The sequence below is a fragment of the Nocardiopsis akebiae genome (assembly GCF_018316795.1).
GTDB classification, from domain to species: domain Bacteria; phylum Actinomycetota; class Actinomycetes; order Streptosporangiales; family Streptosporangiaceae; genus Nocardiopsis; species Nocardiopsis dassonvillei.
Map to the genome: position 1 here is coordinate 387,192 of NZ_CP074132.1, position 15,240 is coordinate 402,431.

Annotated in this window: 16 protein-coding genes; 9 read left to right on the forward strand and 7 right to left on the reverse strand. The window is 72.0% G+C overall.

Annotation, left to right across the window (positions count from 1 at the left end; all coding sequences use genetic code 11):
* Window position 1 precedes the first annotated feature (1 nt).
* Window positions 2-1,765, reverse strand: a complete 1,764-nt coding sequence (locus KGD83_RS01735) for an ABC transporter ATP-binding protein (protein WP_212642214.1) — start codon at window positions 1,763-1,765, stop codon at window positions 2-4.
* Window positions 1,766-2,088: 323 nt separating this feature from the next.
* On the opposite strand from KGD83_RS01735, the gene KGD83_RS01740 reads away from it, so the two are divergent.
* Both KGD83_RS01740 and KGD83_RS01745 read left to right on the forward strand, forming a co-directional pair.
* A complete protein-coding gene (locus KGD83_RS01740; RefSeq protein ID WP_249352078.1) occupies window positions 2,089-4,143 on the forward strand; it encodes a hypothetical protein in 2,055 nt (684 codons plus the stop codon).
* A gap of 28 nt (window positions 4,144-4,171) precedes the next feature.
* A complete protein-coding gene (locus KGD83_RS01745) occupies window positions 4,172-5,713 on the forward strand; it encodes a type 1 periplasmic-binding domain-containing protein (protein ID WP_212642215.1) in 1,542 nt (513 codons plus the stop codon).
* 492 nt (window positions 5,714-6,205) lie between these two features.
* On the opposite strand, the gene KGD83_RS01750 is transcribed toward KGD83_RS01745, so the two are convergent.
* Window positions 6,206-6,400 carry a DUF397 domain-containing protein gene (locus KGD83_RS01750; RefSeq protein ID WP_047868912.1) on the reverse strand — a complete coding sequence of 65 codons (195 nt, stop codon included), beginning with the start codon at window positions 6,398-6,400 and terminating at the stop codon, window positions 6,206-6,208.
* A gap of 6 nt (window positions 6,401-6,406) precedes the next feature.
* The gene (locus KGD83_RS01755) at window positions 6,407-7,243 is read right to left on the reverse strand and encodes a helix-turn-helix domain-containing protein (RefSeq protein ID WP_047868913.1); all 837 of its coding nucleotides are present in this window, start codon (window positions 7,241-7,243) and stop codon (window positions 6,407-6,409) included.
* A gap of 182 nt (window positions 7,244-7,425) precedes the next feature.
* Between KGD83_RS01755 and KGD83_RS28400 the strand changes: the two genes are divergently transcribed.
* From KGD83_RS28400 to KGD83_RS01790, 7 genes are all read left to right on the forward strand, one after another.
* Window positions 7,426-7,857, forward strand: a complete 432-nt coding sequence (locus KGD83_RS28400) for a hypothetical protein (RefSeq protein WP_249352079.1) — start codon at window positions 7,426-7,428, stop codon at window positions 7,855-7,857.
* Window positions 7,854-8,009, forward strand: a complete 156-nt coding sequence (locus tag KGD83_RS01765; protein WP_212642216.1) for a hypothetical protein — start codon at window positions 7,854-7,856, stop codon at window positions 8,007-8,009. Before KGD83_RS28400 ends, KGD83_RS01765 begins: the two co-directional genes overlap by 4 nt.
* Entirely contained in the window at window positions 8,009-8,257 is a 249-nt protein-coding gene (locus KGD83_RS01770) for a hypothetical protein (protein ID WP_249352080.1), read from the forward strand. Before KGD83_RS01765 ends, KGD83_RS01770 begins: the two co-directional genes overlap by 1 nt.
* Window positions 8,254-8,544: a hypothetical protein gene (locus tag KGD83_RS01775; RefSeq protein ID WP_212642218.1), complete on the forward strand. Its 291-nt coding sequence runs from the start codon at window positions 8,254-8,256 to the stop codon at window positions 8,542-8,544. The genes KGD83_RS01770 and KGD83_RS01775 overlap by 4 nt, the downstream gene beginning before the upstream one ends.
* A 90-nt stretch (window positions 8,545-8,634) precedes the next feature.
* Window positions 8,635-8,841 (forward strand): BldC family transcriptional regulator, encoded by a 207-nt coding sequence (locus tag KGD83_RS01780; protein ID WP_212642219.1) that lies wholly within the window; start codon window positions 8,635-8,637, stop codon window positions 8,839-8,841.
* Window positions 8,842-8,987: 146 nt separating this feature from the next.
* Window positions 8,988-10,082, forward strand: a complete 1,095-nt coding sequence (locus KGD83_RS01785) for an ATP-binding cassette domain-containing protein (RefSeq protein ID WP_212642220.1) — start codon at window positions 8,988-8,990, stop codon at window positions 10,080-10,082.
* The gene (locus KGD83_RS01790; protein WP_212642221.1) at window positions 10,079-10,909 is read left to right on the forward strand and encodes an ABC transporter permease; all 831 of its coding nucleotides are present in this window, start codon (window positions 10,079-10,081) and stop codon (window positions 10,907-10,909) included. Before KGD83_RS01785 ends, KGD83_RS01790 begins: the two co-directional genes overlap by 4 nt.
* A gap of 4 nt (window positions 10,910-10,913) precedes the next feature.
* Here KGD83_RS01790 and KGD83_RS01795 read toward each other — a convergent pair whose 3' ends face one another.
* From KGD83_RS01795 to KGD83_RS01810, 4 genes are all read right to left on the reverse strand, one after another.
* The gene (locus tag KGD83_RS01795; RefSeq protein ID WP_212642222.1) at window positions 10,914-11,522 is read right to left on the reverse strand and encodes a hypothetical protein; all 609 of its coding nucleotides are present in this window, start codon (window positions 11,520-11,522) and stop codon (window positions 10,914-10,916) included.
* Window positions 11,519-12,193 carry a hypothetical protein gene (locus KGD83_RS01800; protein ID WP_212642223.1) on the reverse strand — a complete coding sequence of 225 codons (675 nt, stop codon included), beginning with the start codon at window positions 12,191-12,193 and terminating at the stop codon, window positions 11,519-11,521. Before KGD83_RS01800 ends, KGD83_RS01795 begins: the two co-directional genes overlap by 4 nt.
* 132 nt (window positions 12,194-12,325) lie before the next feature.
* A complete protein-coding gene (locus KGD83_RS01805) occupies window positions 12,326-14,500 on the reverse strand; it encodes a sensor histidine kinase (RefSeq protein ID WP_212642224.1) in 2,175 nt (724 codons plus the stop codon).
* On the reverse strand, window positions 14,484-15,188 hold the full coding sequence (locus KGD83_RS01810; protein WP_212642225.1) for a response regulator transcription factor: 705 nt from the start codon (window positions 15,186-15,188) through the stop codon (window positions 14,484-14,486). Before KGD83_RS01810 ends, KGD83_RS01805 begins: the two co-directional genes overlap by 17 nt.
* Window positions 15,189-15,240: the final 52 nt, after the last annotated feature.

A 15,240-nucleotide genomic window follows, 5' to 3' on the forward strand; every position in this document is an offset into this window, starting at 1 on the left:
CTCACGACCGGCTCCCCTCGTCCGCTCCGCGCAGGACCAGCTTCCGGTAGTCCGGCCGCGTGGCCACCAGCTCCCCGTGCGTGCCCACCGCCACGGCCCGCCCCTCGTCCAGCAGCACCACCCGGTCCGCCCGCGCCAGCAGCAGCGGCGAGGTGCCCGCGACCACGGTGGTGAGCCCTTCCCGTGCCTCGCGCAGCCGGGCCGCGATCAGCGCCTCGGTGTGCGCGTCCACCGCAGAGGTGGGCTCGACCAGCATCAGCACCTCCGGTTCGGCCAGGACCGCGCGGGCCAGCCGCACCCGCTGGCGCTGCCCGCCGGACAGGTTGCGGCCCCGCTCCTCCACCGCCGAGTCCAGCCCGTCGGGCAGGGACGAGACCACGTCCAGCGCTCCGGCCGTCCGCAGCGCCTCCATGACCTGCTCGTCAGTCCGGCCGCCGTGCACCGCGACCACCTCGCGCAGCGGACCCGCGAACAGGTACGACTCGTTGTCGCCGACCAGGACGCGGTCGCGCACCCGTTCCACGGCCACGTCGCGCAGCGGCACTCCGCCCCAGAGGGCGTCGGAGTCGGTGTAGCGGCCCAGCCGGTCCACGACCAGCGCCGCGTCCCCGGGCCTGAGCGAGACCAGGGCGGTCATCGACCCCGGCGGCACCCGCGTTCCGCTCTCGGGGTCCACCAGTTCGGCGGGGCCCGCCGGGGGAGCCGCGCCGCCGCCCTCCGACAGATCGGGCCCGGACCGCAGCAGCTTCACCACGCGCTCCAGCGACACGTGGCCGTGGGTGAGGGCGCCGGCCGCCTCGATCAGTAAGAACACCGGCATGACGAGCACGGCCACGTAGCCGTACACGGCGACCACCTCGCCCACGGTGATCTCCCCGGCCACCGCGAGCCGGGCGGCGATCCAGGTGACCGCCGCCAGGAAGACCACCGGCAGGCAGGAGCTGACCGCCTCGAACCAGCTGTTGGTCGCGCCGAGCCGGTACCCCCGGCGCAGCAGTGAGGCCGAGCGCTTCCGGTAGCGGGCGGCGAACCGCTCCCGGCCGCCGATTCCGGACAGCACGCGCAGCCCGGCGACGATGTCGCCCGCCAGGGTGGTCAGGAGCCCCTCCTGCTCGCGGTAGCCGCTCTGTCCGCCGCGCAGACTGCGCAGCAGCGGTCCCAGGGTCAGGGCGAGCAGCGGTACGCCGACCAGCACGACCGCCGCCAGCAGGGGTGAAACGGTCAGCAGCAGGACGGCGACCGAGGCGTAGGCGATCACCGAGCCGACCCCCGGCCCGGTCATGGTGAGCGTGTGCGCGATCCGGCCCGCGTCCAGCACCTGTAGGGCGGACAGCTCCCCGGAGGAGAGCCGCCGGGGCAGCGCCGCGCCCAGCCGGGCCGCGTGTCTGGCCGTCACGCGCATGGTCCGGAGCGAGGCGTCCATCCGCACGAGCGTCATGGTGCGGTGCCGCATGATCGACACGGCCGCGTTGAGCACCCCCGTGCCCGCCAGGGCGCCCGCCCACAGCAGCAGCGCACCCCGGTCCCCGGACCGCAGCCCGTCGTCGACGGCGCGGGAGACGAGGTAGGGCATCACCATGAGGCCGACCATCCAGACCGTTCCCCAGAAGGCTCCGGCCAGGACCCGCCACGGCTGGGAGGCGATGAGCCACCACAGGTAGCGCCAGGGGCCCCGGGCGTCCGGTGTGCCGGGTCCGGGCACGCGCGGACGCGGGCCGGCGGCGGCGGACGTGCGGGGGGCGGGCGCCGCCTCGGTACCGGTCACGGGGCCTCCGTTCGGATCGTCGGGTCAGCGGTTCTCGCTCCCTCCCCTTCATGAAAACAGGGCCGCCGCCGCGCCGGAAGGCGCCTCCTGCTTCTGTGGACAACCTCGGAGCGCGCCCTTTTAACGCGCACTCAGAAGCACCATCAGCAACACCAGAAACAGCAACATCAAGTTGCGCATAAGAGATCAGAGCACTCATATATGGATGAGTCTCATAACGCGTACGTCACAAAAACCCGATATGGCCATAAATCTCGGCAGGGTGCGCATCATATGTCGGTGGCGGGCCGGAACTGGAGCGGACAAAGGGAGGCCATCGGGTCGTGGCGAATGGCGCGCAGGTGCCGGACGGTCATGAGACGCCGGTCGGGCAGGAGGCGCAGGCCGTCTGCTACAAGGAACTCGTGGACCCCGGCTGGTCGGGGCCGCCCGGCCGCAGGCGACCCATCCTGCTCGTCCACGGCCCCCGGGGGTACGGCAAGTCCCACTTCACCCTGCACAAGGCCCGCGAACTGGAGAGGCTCGGCGTCCCCCACGCCCACCTCGACCTCGCCGACGTCAGGTACCACTCCAGTGTTCCCGACGCCTTCGCCGCGATCTCCTCCCACCAGGAGAGGGGCCTGGCCCGCGCCCTGCGCTACTACGGGCGCCTCCAGTTCCCCCGGCTCTGGATCAGCCTGATCACCGTCCGCCTGGAGATCGACGCCGACGGGGCGCCGGGCGACGAGGGAGACATCAGGAGCCGCAACGACCGGGCGCACGCGGAGATCACCGCCCTGGTGGACCAGGTGTGGCCCAGCGGCATGGGCCGGCTGAGCAGGTTCCTGAGCGAGGCGGGCGACCTCATCCCGCCCGCCGAACTGGTCGGCGTCGACCCGCTGCCCGTCGACCTCGCCCGGTGGGCCGCCGCCGTATCCGGCGTGGGCGCCCGCGTGCTGGAGCGCGTCTTCGAGTGGATGCGCGCCCAGGGCCAGGGCGGGCAGGCCCGGGAACAGGTGGCCGACTCCCTCTACCACCTGTGGCTCCAGGCGCGCGAGCCCGACGCCGTGGACGCGGTGTCCCGCATCTCCAACCGGGAGAAGGTGGCCCGCTTCCTGAGCGAGGCCCTGTTCACCGACCTCCAGCACGCGGCCAGGCGCGTGGGCTACCAGCCCACCCCGGTCCTGCTGCTGGACAACGCCGACCGGGGCGTGGGACCCGTGCTCCTGCGGGCCCTGGCCGAGGTCCCGGCGCCCTTCGCCCGGAGCGGGCTCCTCGGCGGCGTCGGCTTCCCGGAACCGCTCACCGTGGTCGCCACCGCGTCCGAGACGGTCGACGGCGTGCCCCTCCAACGGTTCTACGAGGACACCCGGCAGTACATGCGCTTCTCGCCCCTGGAACCGCTCGACCGGCGCGCCATCGGCGAACTGTTCTCGCGCGCCCGCTCCCGCGCCAAGGGCAGCGGCCACGTCTCGAACGAGATCGTCGACCTCCTCGCGGACTTCACCGGAGGGCACCCCGGAACCACCGCCCAGCTCGCCGACGCCTGGGTCGCGGTCCGGGGCACCAGCCTGCACGCCGCGCTCGCCCACCGCCCCGTCGACCCGGTCACCGGTCTGGAGTCGGCCGTGACCGTGGAGGAGGGCATGCTCACCACGGCCCTGGGAGTCGATCCGGACCGCCTCGACCAGCGCCTGCGGGAGGCGCTGGTCACCTGTTCCGCCGCCAGGGACCCCGACGCGGGGCTGTGGCTGAACCGGTCGGGCGAGCTCACCGAACGCGTCGAGGAGGACCGCCTCCTCGACCACCCCCTGTGGGACCGCACGGCCCCGGAGACGACCACCGTGCTGCGCCGCCTCCTGTCCCGCAGCCTGGCCCGGCGCCCGAGCGGAGCCCCGGGGAACTGGGACGCCGTCCACCGCAGGCTCGCCGACCACTACCAGAGCGGGGAGTCCGACAACCGGCGCTCCGCCGAGTGCGCGATCTACCACCGCCTCTGCGCGGGTCAGCTCACCCGCGTGGCCTGGCACCTCCAGGGCTGGCTCAAGGCACCCGACATCGGCGGCGAGGAGTGGGTCCGCCTGCTGCGGGGCGTCACCGCGGCGCCCCTGCGGGTCCGTCCGTCGTTCCCGCTCCTGGACGCTTGGACGCACACCTGGCAGCGGCACGCGGCCCCGGAGGGGGCGGAGGGAGGTGAGGAGACCGAGACCGTCCTCAAGCTCGTCGCGGCCCGCCAGATCCTCAACGACCCCGACCTCTTCCGCTCCGGGGCCCTGCACTCGGTCTGCCACATGGCGCTGAACGACCTCGCCGGACGGGCTCCGAAGGGAGCGGCGCACATCTTCGACGAGGCGGCGTGGCACCTGCGGCTGGTCGCCAAGTTCGGGGCCAAGGCGTGAGCGACCGCCCACCACAGAAGGGACGACCATGACCGGCCCCCACGACGCGCCCCTGTCCCCGCACGTGCCCGGCGGTCCGGGCTCCCTCGTCCGCAGGCGGCTGCGGCGCTGGTGGAAGCTGGTCGTCCCGGCGCTGGTCCTCCTGCTGCTGGTTCCGGTCGCCCTCTACTGGGACGTGTTCACCTGCGGCGGGCCCGGAAGCGGCGTGCGCCTGTCCGAGGGGCAGTGCGTGGGCGTCACCGACGGGTCGTACGTCTACCACGAGGAGTACACCGAGGTGCAGGCGGCCATCGCCCGCGAGAACACCCGGGTGGCGGAGGAGGCCGACGGGCACGTCGTCCGCATCGCCCTCCTGGGCACGCTCACCTTCGGCGACGTCAGCCCCATGGACCCCGTCCGTATGGTCAGGTCGCTGGAGGGGGCCCACACCGCCCAGATGCGGGCCAACCACACCCCCCACTTCGGCGACCGGAGTCCGGCGATCCAGCTCCACCTGGCCAACATGGGCGGGCAGCAGGAGGGCTGGGAGCCGGTGGTGGACGAACTCGCGGCCATGGCCGAAGACGAGGAGAACCCCCTCGTCGCGGTGATCGGCATGGGCGTGAGCGTCAGCTCCACCCGGGACGTGGCCGCCCGCCTGGACGTGCACGGCATCCCCATGGTCTCGGCCGCGGTCACCGCCGACGGCCTGGCCCACCCCGAGGCGCCGGGTCTGATGCGCGCCGCGCCCAGCAACACCGAGTACGTGCGGGCGCTGCGGGCCTACCTCGACGATCTGGAGGAGACGCCCGGGGCGAGCCTGGTCTACGACGCCAACGAACCCGACCTGTTCGTCTCCTCACTGCGCGAGGCCTACGAGAACCAGCTCGGCGTGTACATCACCGGGCACCCCCAGGAGTACACCGGCACGACCGTCGGGGACCCGCCCCGTGCGGGCCTGTTCCACACGGTGACCCTCAACGTGTGCGCGTCGGGCACCGACACGGTGCTCTTCGCGGGGCGGGCCCCGGACCTCAAGGAGTTCCTCGCCTCCCTGGCCAGCCGGGCCTGCTCCGACCAGCACTTCCGGGTGCTGTTCTCCGTGATCGGCCTGACCGCCGTGGACGACGAGGAGGTGATGGGCTACCTGCGCGACGGGGACATCACCCTGGTCTACGCCTCGTCGGTCGATCCGCGCTGGAGCACGGGGCGGGTTCCCGAGAACGCGCCGCCGCACTACGGGTCCTTCGTGAACGCCTTCCACGAGTACGCGGGGGACGAGGACCCCGACGCCCTCAACAGCGGATACGCCCTGGTCAACCACGACGCGTTCGCCGTGGCGGCCAGTGCGGTGCGGATGACCAACGGGATGGACCTGGACGGCGGCCCGCCCACCGCGGAGGAGGTGGCCTCCCAGCTGATGCTGCTCAACAGCGCCCACGAGGTACGGGCGGGCGGCGGGACCCTCGGTTACAGCGACGAGTACGGCGGGGAGGCGGTCGGCCGGTACGTGCCCGTGGTGGAGTTGCCGATGGAGGGGGAGGAGCCCAGGGACCACCCGCACGTCATCGGTGGTGTCGCAGGGGTGTGACTTCCTGGTTCCGGGCGGCTGCCGCGCTCGACGGTGCCCGCAGGCGTCGGGCCTTTTGGGGCAGGGCACGCATGGACGCTGGCCGGGTGCGGTGGCACGTCTGCGGGGACGTGGTCTCCGCGCACGCGGGGACGGTCCCGGGCTGTGCGGCGTCCGCCAGCAGGCGCCGGATGTGTGCTGGCCGGAACCGTCGCCGGTGTGACGCAAGGGTTCTGAACTGCGGTGATCTTGTACTTATAGCGAGGTTCGATCATCGAACCTCGCTATAAGTACAAGATCACCGGGAAAGGGAGCGCACCACTGTGCGATGGCGTACCCGAAGAACCTAGTAGCGGACATCCTCAGTGCGGTGCTGCGTCTCGTTTGTACAGGCTCGTCTTCCGGGGTCGCCCTGCCAACACCCGCCGGGCGCGGACGCTACAGTGATCACGGAACGAGTACACGAAGGCCCCTGGCGACCAAGATCACCAGGGGCCTTTCGTTTGGACTGGGTCAGCCGTCGGTCTTCACGCAGTCGACGAACCGACGCCACTCCGGCGACTCGAACAGCAGGTGCCCTCGGTCGCGGTACTTCGTGTCGCGAACGGCTGACACTCCGGGGGCGTCGGCGACCTCGACGCAGTTGCCGCCGCTGGGCTGGCTGTAGCTCGACTTACGGAAGTTCAACAGGGTGGGAACTGAGGTCATGGTCTTCTACTCGATCATCTGTCGAAGGTGGTCGATCGTCTCGCCGGGACGGAGAGCGGCCAGGCGCAGGTGGTTCATCAGGTTTCTGTAGCGGGCGACCTCGTCGGGCTCCTCCAAGTAGATTCCATCGGTGTCCGTTTCCAAATAGACCACCGTGGGGTCGACCGATTCGGGAAACTCCAGGATGACGAAGGGGCCTCCGCTCCCCGCGTTGAGCTGGGCCGCGCGTGTCATCTGGAGGGTCAGATTCGGGCGCTCGGCCATCTCCAGCAGGTGGCGGACCTGCTCCTGACGCACCATCGGGTGCTGCTCCAACCTCAGAAGTGCGGTCTCGTCAAAAATGGCCCACAGCTCAGGTGCGTCTTCATCATCCAGGATGCGCTGTCGTGTCATCCGCGCGTCGACGATGCGGTGGATGTCCTCCGGCCGCAACAACGCGGCCTGGGCGATGACCTCCATGTATCCCGGCACCTGGAGCAGGCCAGGCAGGACCACAGGCTCCCACGTGGAGATCGCGTTGGCCTCGGTTTCGAATCCCACGTATCTCGCGGCCAGAACGTCTCGGTACCGGTTCCACCAACCGCGTTCGAGGGACTGGCGGCACAGGTCGAGGATCTCCTCGTACTCGCGGCCGGGTGACAGCCCACAGGCCTTGAGGATGGCGCGGATTTCCGGGAGCTTCGGGCGCTGCTTGAGGCCGGATTCGATGTTGGAATACGTCGACTTGGACAGCTCGGCGGCCTTCGCGACTTCCTCACTGGTCATGCGCGCGGCTTGGCGGATGCGTCGCAGCTCAGCGGACAGGCGACGTCGACGGATGGTTGGCGAGTACCTGGTGGCCATGATGCCCCTGATCGTAGATCGTCGTCGGTCAGAGAGGGACATTTTAGGAATCCTGTAACTGGATATCGGGTGTAAGCGTACAACTAGGAATCCCATCCTTGAAAAGTTGGAATCCTAGTTGCATCATGAGGTTACTCAGTCCTTGCCGGGCTTCCCACCCGGCAGCCGAGAGGAGTCGCCTCGTGCGATACCTGATCCAGTTCTTCGTGATGCTGTGGCGGGTGATAGCTCCGCCCGCCCGGGGCCGCCACGCGCGGTCCGCGCCGCCTTCCGCTCGAACCCAAGCCCCGTGCCGCCGCCCGCCCGTGCGCCGCCGCTGGGAGTGGCAGGAACCGCCGCCCCCTCCTCCGGAGCCCGTCGAACCCCCGGTGGAGCGCGACCTCATCCCGCCCTACTGCCGGGCATGGGAGCGGAAGCGAGCACACAAGCGACCCGCCCCCGACCACCTCGGCGGCGACATCCTGCACGTCATCGCCCCGGCCGCGCCGCCACCGCGCCCGCCGGGCGACCTCACCGCCGTGGTCCGTCAGTGGCACACCGCCCAGTCCATCCAGTCCGCCCACGCCGCCCAGGTCGCCCACGCCGCTCGAGCCTTCGAGGGAGTGCGCGCGTGAGCTCCCTCGCCTTCCGGTCGCGCCGCAGCCGCAGCAACCGCGTCCGCCCCTTCCTCGCCGTCCTGCCCACGGCATGGGTCAGCGTCGCCACGGGCGCCCTCCCGATCGTGCGCACGGCCGCGCACCAGGTACTCCGGGAGGCGAAGCGATGATGTCCGCGACCACCGCCGTCACCATCACGGATCTGACGTGCGACGACGTCCGCCTGTGCCGCGAGGCCAACGGTTCCGGCTCCCTCGCCTCCCTGGCCGTGGCCGCCTGCCACGTCGACCTCTCCCCGGGCTGGAGCGCGCACGGCCGCGCCGCGCGCGTCGCCGCCCTGGAGAAGCTCGCCCGCTTGGCTCAGCAGGCCGCCCGTGAGCTGCGCGAGTCCGGTCAACGGCAGGGACACGAGCCATGACCGCCGTGCCCGAGCCGCGCCGCCAACCGAGGACCGTGTTCGAGGTGCACGAAGTGGAGAGCAGGGAGGCCCTGCGCGCCTGGGCCCGCGCCCACAGGGTGAGAGTCCGCTGCCTGGGCTCGACCTGGCAGCACGAGGAGGTCTACGGCGCCCAGAAGGGCACGCAGGTCCGTGTGTGCCGCACCCCGTGGGAACACCACCGCCTCCACCCGACCGTGTGGAGGTCACCACTGGAGGCACTGCCACCGGAGAAGCCGCCGTCCATCCCCCGGCAGCGCACTCCCTGAACCGGCCGCGCGCCGGGCGGCTCCGGGCCCCGGCGCGCGGCTCCGCCCTCTGTCTTCCACCCCCGCCTCCACCCCTGACGAAGGACTCCCGTGACCCACACACCCCGCACCGACCTGCCCGTTTCCCTGCTCACCGTGGCCGAGGTGGGCGACCTGTTCAGGGTCAATCCCAGGACCGTGAACCGGTGGGTCGCACAGGGCCGCATCCCCGTGGTCCGTACTCCCGGCGGCCACCTGCGCTTCGTCCCGGCCGAGGTCCGCCGACTGCTCCGGGCCGACCAGCGGCCCACCGCCTGAACCCCGGCGCGGAGCGGAGGCTACGCCCCGTCCCAGGCCGGAAAAAAGATTCTGTACGCCGTACGGAATTATCTCCGATCCCCTTGTGTTCCCTCGATCGTAGGCCGTACTGTACGGCGTACGACAAGCGTGGAGAGGGGAACGCTGTGAACACGACCGGAGGCGCGGTCACCGCGCGCGGTCTGGGCAAGCGCTACGGGAGGAGCTGGGCGCTGCGCGGGTTCGACCTGGACGTGCCCGCGGGCAGCGTGTGCGGGCTGCTCGGCCCCAACGGCGCGGGCAAGACCACCGCCGTACGCGTCCTGGCCACGCTGCTGCGCGCGGACGAGGGCACCGCGCGCGTCGCCGGGTACGACGTGGCCTCCCAGGGGGACGCGGTCCGCCGGAGCATCGGCCTGGTGGGCCAGAACGCCGCCGTGGACGAGGTGCTCAGCGGACGGCAGAACCTGGAGATGTTCGGCCGCCTCTACCACCTGGGCGCCCGGCGCGCCGCCGCGCGGGCCGACGAACTGCTGGAGCGCTTCCGCCTGGCCGACACCGGACGCAAGCCGGTCAGCGCCTACTCCGGCGGCATGCGCCGCCGCCTGGACCTGGCCGCCAGCATGATCCTGTCCCCGCCCGTGCTGTTCCTGGACGAGCCCACCGTCGGGCTCGACCCCAGGGGGCGCAACGAGGTGTGGAACGCCGTCCGCGCACTGGTGGCGGGCGACACCACGGTGCTGCTCACCACCCAGTACCTGGAGGAGGCCGACCGACTGGCGGACCGGATCTCGGTGGTCGACTCCGGCCGCGTCGTCGCCGAGGGCACGCCGGAGGAGCTCAAGTCCCGGCTGGGCGGCGACCGGCTCGACGTGGTGCTCCACGAGGCCGCCGCGCTGGACCGGGCCGCCGCCCTCATCGGCAGGGTGAGCGGAGAGCGTCCCGAGGTCGAGGCCGACGCGCGTCGGATCGGCGTCGGTGTTCGGAACCGGGTCGCGGCCCTCACCGAGGTGGTGAGGGCTCTGGAAGAGGAGGGGATCGAGGTGGAGGACGTCGCGCTGCGCCGCCCGACCCTGGATGAGGTCTTCCTGCACCTGACCGGCGGCCATGAGGACCGTGGTGACCGTGGTGACCGCGACGGCAGTGGTGACCGCGACGGTCAAGACGTTCGTGGGGAACGCGGTGACATCGAGGAGTACGGCAACCGCGAGGACCACGGCGAACACGAGGAGCACGAGGACCGAGTGGGGGAGAGCCGATGAACGACACCGTCATCCCGGGAGCGGCGTCCGCGCCCGCCGACCGGCTGCGCTGGGCGCTGGCGGACGGGTGGACCATCGCCCGGCGCGACGTCGTGCACTGGCTGCGCCAACCCGGCCAGCTCGTCGCGGGACTGCTGTTCCCCGTGGTCATGGTGCTGATGTTCGGGTTCCTGTTCGGCGGGGCGATGACCGTGCCCGGCGGCGGGGACTACCGGGAGTTCCTGATGCCCGGCATGTTCGCCATGGCGATGGTCTTCGGGGTGGGCGAGACGGTCACCGCCGTGTCCCAGGACGCCGCGCGCGGGGTCACCGACCGGTTCCGCTCCATGCCCATGGCGCCCTCGGCCGTCGTGGTGGGCCGGTGCGCGGCGGACATGCTCCGGTCGGCGATCACCCTGGCCCTGCTGGTCCTGTGCGGCCTGCTCGTGGGGTGGCAGTGGAACGGCGGCACCGGTGAGGCCGCCGCGGGGATCGGGCTGCTCCTGCTGCTGCGCTTCTCGCTGGTGTGGGTGGGCGTCTACGTGGGCCTGGCCGTGCGGGGCGAGGGCGCCCTCGGGGCCGTGCACATGCTGGAGTTCCCGCTGGGCTTCCTGTCCAACGCCTTCGTGGCGACGGCGTCCATGCCGGTGTGGCTGGGCGCGGTCGCGGACTGGAACCCGCTGTCGTCCACGGTCGCCGCCACCCGGGAGCTGTTCGGCAACCCGGGGTGGGGCGGGGAGAGCTGGATCGCGCAGAACGCGGTGCTCATGGCCGTGGTCTGGCCGCTGGTGCTCACGGCGGTCTTCTTCCCGCTGTGCGTGCGGCGGTTCCGGGCGCTCGGCCGCTGAGGACTCAGGCGTCGGGGCCAGGGCCCGGGACTTGCTCCAACGCGGTGAGGAAGGCCCGGGCCCGCCTGCGTTGGCGTGCGGTGAGCGGCATCGCCACGAACAGAATGAAGGAGAACACCACGATGCCCACGACGTTGCCCCAGAGCCCGGGGCCGGTGATGCTCATCGTTACCGACCACAGGTTCAACGCCAGACCCAAGCCGAAGACAGTGGCCATCGTCTTCGGCCAGTACTGCTGACGCAGAACCGACTCGGCCTGGTGGCGGGCGATCTGGTTGACCAGGGGATCGGTGCCGGGGACTCCGCCGCGGACCAGTCGCGCGGCCTGACGCATCCCCGCTCGGTCGGTGCCCGGGGGGAGAGGGGCCGAAGGAAGCGATCTGACGATGACCACGGCCACGAAAACGCCGAAGAGGGCCCCCGAAACCGCCCCGAACGGAAGGGCCCACACGGCGCTGTCCCCGACGGACTGGAGGAAGAAGGCCCAGAAGAGCCCCGTGAACGTACCGAAGAAGAGGCCGCCTGCAAGGCCAGCGCGGATCGCGTAACCACGTGGGTACCGGTGGGCGTAGGCACGGATACGGACGAACAGGGGAGGGCGCTGCTCGCTCATCGGCTCACCTTCCCGTGCGCGGTTTCGTGGAGTGCGCGGAACCTACGTGCCCTTCCCACTCGTCGGGTCTGGAACGGGACCAGGAGCAGGGCCGCTCCGAAGAAGGCGAGGCAGTTGGCCTGGAGCGCCATCTGGTTCAGGTCGCCCGCCCGGGCGCCCGACGCGAAGGCGGCGGCACCCATCGCGAGCATCAGGACGCAGGAGGCGACGGGGATCAAACGCAAGGCCGGGGAGGACAGGTGCCCCGCGTTCCAGAGGATGGTGTCCGCCCACGCCCGGGCCACCTGGTCGGTCCAGGGGTCGTTGCTGAGCACACCGTCGTTCAACAGCGCCCTCGCGGTCCGTGCCTGTGCCGGAGTGGTCCACGGAGGAAGCCGTCCCGGCCGTACCGGCCCTCGGAGGGACAGGAGGGGGATCGACAGAGAGAGGGGGAGGACGGCCAGGCCCACGGTCGCGGCCGCGACCGACAGGACCGCCGCGAACTCCCCCCACTCCCGGAACACTCCGGAGACGTCCTCCGAGACGTCGAAGAGCATCATCGCTCCGGCGTTGACCGCTTGGTTCCCGAAGAACACGCCGAAGAGAACCGCCAAGGCCGTCACCCAGCGGTCGTACGACCGGGCGTAGCCCTCCCCGGCGTTCGGGACACGGACGTTCGGGGGCTGGTGCACGCATCCTCCGCGGGCCCGGGACAGGGGGAAGCGCGGTCGGGCCGGTGCCGCGCCTGCCTGAATCCTAGACGAGACAGGGCATTCCGGACGCGGCGTGACCGCCTCCGGCCGCGGCCGGAGGCCCGGTCACCCTCAGTCCTCCGACAGCCACTCCGATCCCTCGGGCCACTCCGGTTCCTCCACCCCTCGCGGTCCCTCCAGCGGCAGCCGCACCGTGAACGTGGTTCCCTCACCGACGGTGCTCTCCACCGACACCGACCCGCCGTGCAGCTCCACCAGGTTGCGCACGATGGCCAATCCCAGCCCGCTCCCTCCCGTACGCCGGTTGCGCGACTTGTCCGCCCGCCAGAACCGGTCGAACACGTGCGGCAGGTCCTCCGCCGGGATGCCCACACCGGTGTCGGCCACCTCGACGACCGCCTCCCCGCCCGAGCGGCGCGCCCGCACGGTCACCGTTCCGGGCGCCGGGGTGTGCCGTAGCGCGTTCCCCAGCAGGTTCCCGACCACCTGCACCAGCCGGGTCCGGTCGGCGACCACCACCACGTCCCCGGCCTCCGCCACCAGCCGCAGCCCGGCCCCGGCGGCCCTGAGCCGCTGGCTGTCCACCACCTGCTCCACGAGCGCCCCGGCGTCCACCGGCTCCGGGGACAGCCGCAGCTTGCCCGCGTCCGCCAGCGCCAGGTCCTGGAGGTCGTCGACGATGTCCTGGAGCAGCAGCGTCTCGCCGACCAGCATCCCCATCCGCTCCCGGTCCAGGTCGGCTACCCCGTCCTGGGCCGCCTCCAGCCAGCCGCGCAGGTTGCTCAGCGGCGTCCGCAGTTCGTGCGAGACGTCGCTGACCATGGCCCGGCGCTGCTTCTCCAACCGCTCCAGGTGCTCGGCCATCTCGTTGAACGCGTCCGCCAGCTGGCCCAGCTCACCGGAGTCGCGCACCTCCACCCGCGAGTCCCCCCGCCCCTCGCGCATCCGCCGCACCGCGTCGGTGAGCGCGCGCACCGGGCGGACGAGCCGCGTGGACACCGCCACGCTGACCACCACCGTCAGCACCAGTACCAGCAGCACCACGCCGAACACCCGAACCAGGCCCTCGCCGGTCAGCGGCACGACGCCCGACGCCTCCGCCTCGGGGTCGTCGGTGAACAGCAGCGCCGCCGGGGCCACGTAGGGGTCCAACTGCTCGCGCCGGGCGGAGTCCAGGCACGCGGAGGTGCGCGCGTCGAAGCGCGGCGGCTCGGGAGGCGCCCCGGACCCCCGACCGCCCGTATCCTCGGGAACCGCCCCCGGGGTCGGGGCCTCCTCGGGCACAAGAGGAGGCGACGGCTCTTGCGACGCTGCCGGCCCGCCCTGCGCGGGAGGCGGTACCGAGTCCCCGGACGGGTCCCGCTCCGCCTCGGACGGTTCCCCGGGCACGGGGACCGCGCCCCCGCCCGGATCGTCCGGCGCCTCTCCCGGAGCGACCGTCTCCTCCCCGGGCGCCGAGGGCTCACGCGGGGCACGGGCATCGTCCGCGAAGCTCCCGGAGTCCGCCGCGAGGCCGCCGGGGTCCGTCGCGGAGCCGGCGGAGAACGCCACGGGGACCCCGAGGACCCCGTCCATCCGGTACTCCGCCTCGGCCTCCTCGGGAGCCCGCGCACCCAGGCAGGTCCTGACCAGGCCGTTCAGCTCCTCCAGCGCCTCCCGCTCAACGTCGGTCGGCTCCTCCAGCGCCTCCAGTCCGCAGTCCAGCCACGCGTACCGGTTCGCCTGGGCCACGGTGACGGCGGGGCGTCCGCTGGGCCCGGCCTCCACCTCCGCCGCCATCCCGTACAGGTCACGCAGGCAGGACGCGGTGTCCTCCGCCCTCTCGGCCAGACGGAGCCGCTCCCGCTCCGGCAGCGCGAACGGCCCGACCGCACGGGGGTCGATGCGCCCGGTGACGTCGGATGCGAGGGTGACGTCCACCGCCAGCGGATCGACGACCGAGGTCGTCCGCGGCGGAAGCGGCCGGGCCCCCTCGGCCGAGTCCGCGACCAGTCCGCGGTTCTCGGTGGTCAGGACGATCCGCCGCCCCGTCTCCTCGGACAGGCTCCCCACCGTCTCGCCCACGCCGTCCCACCCGGGGTGGGCGGCGGCGTAGGCGACGAGCGTGTCGTGGATGCGCGTGTCCACGGCCAGGGTCTCCCCCTGCTGCACGGTGAGCGACTCCGACGTCCTCTGCACCGCCAGCCACGCCGTCGCGAAGATCGAGCAGACCGCCACCAGGACCGAGCTCGCCAGCAGGCGCGCCAGCAGGCTGTGCCGCAGCGCGCCCCTACGCCGACCGGTCATCGCTCTTCCCGACGAGCTTGTAGCCGACGCCGTACACGGTGATCAGCCGCACCGGCCTGCGCGGGTCCGGCTCCAGCTTCCGGCGCAGGTTCTTCACGTGCACGTCGATGGTGCGCTCGGTGATGAACCGGCTCATGCCGTGGATGTGCTCCAGCAGCTGCGCGCGCGTCAGGACCCGGCCCGGTTGGGCGGCGAGCGCGGCGAGCAGCTGGAACTCGGCGGGCGTGCACGTGATCGGGGTTCCGGCCACCCGTACCGCGTGGCGCGACGGGTCCACCGAGACCGGGCCCGCGTGCAGCACCCGGTCCGCGCCGTCGGGGTCCCTGCGCGAGCGGCGCAGCAGCGTGCGCACCCGCGCCATCAGCTCACGCGGGCTGTAGGGCTTGGTGACGTAGTCGTCCGCGCCCAGGTCGAGACCGGTGAGCAGGTCCTCCTCGGTGGAGCGGGCGGTGAGCATCAGCACCGCCACGTCGGACTCCGCCCGCAGGGCCCGGCACGCGTCGAGACCGCTCATGACCGGCATCATCACGTCCAGGACGACCAGGTCGGGGCGGTCCCGGTGGTGCGCCGCGACCGCCGCGCGCCCGTCGTGCACGACGCGGACGAAGTGCCCCTCGTGCTCCAGGTAGCGCCGGATCAGGTCGGCCTGGTTGACGTCGTCCTCGGCGACCAGCACATGCGCGCACACGGTGACCTCCGATCGGCTTCCGGCCCGGTCGGGCCTCGGTGCGGCTCGATCG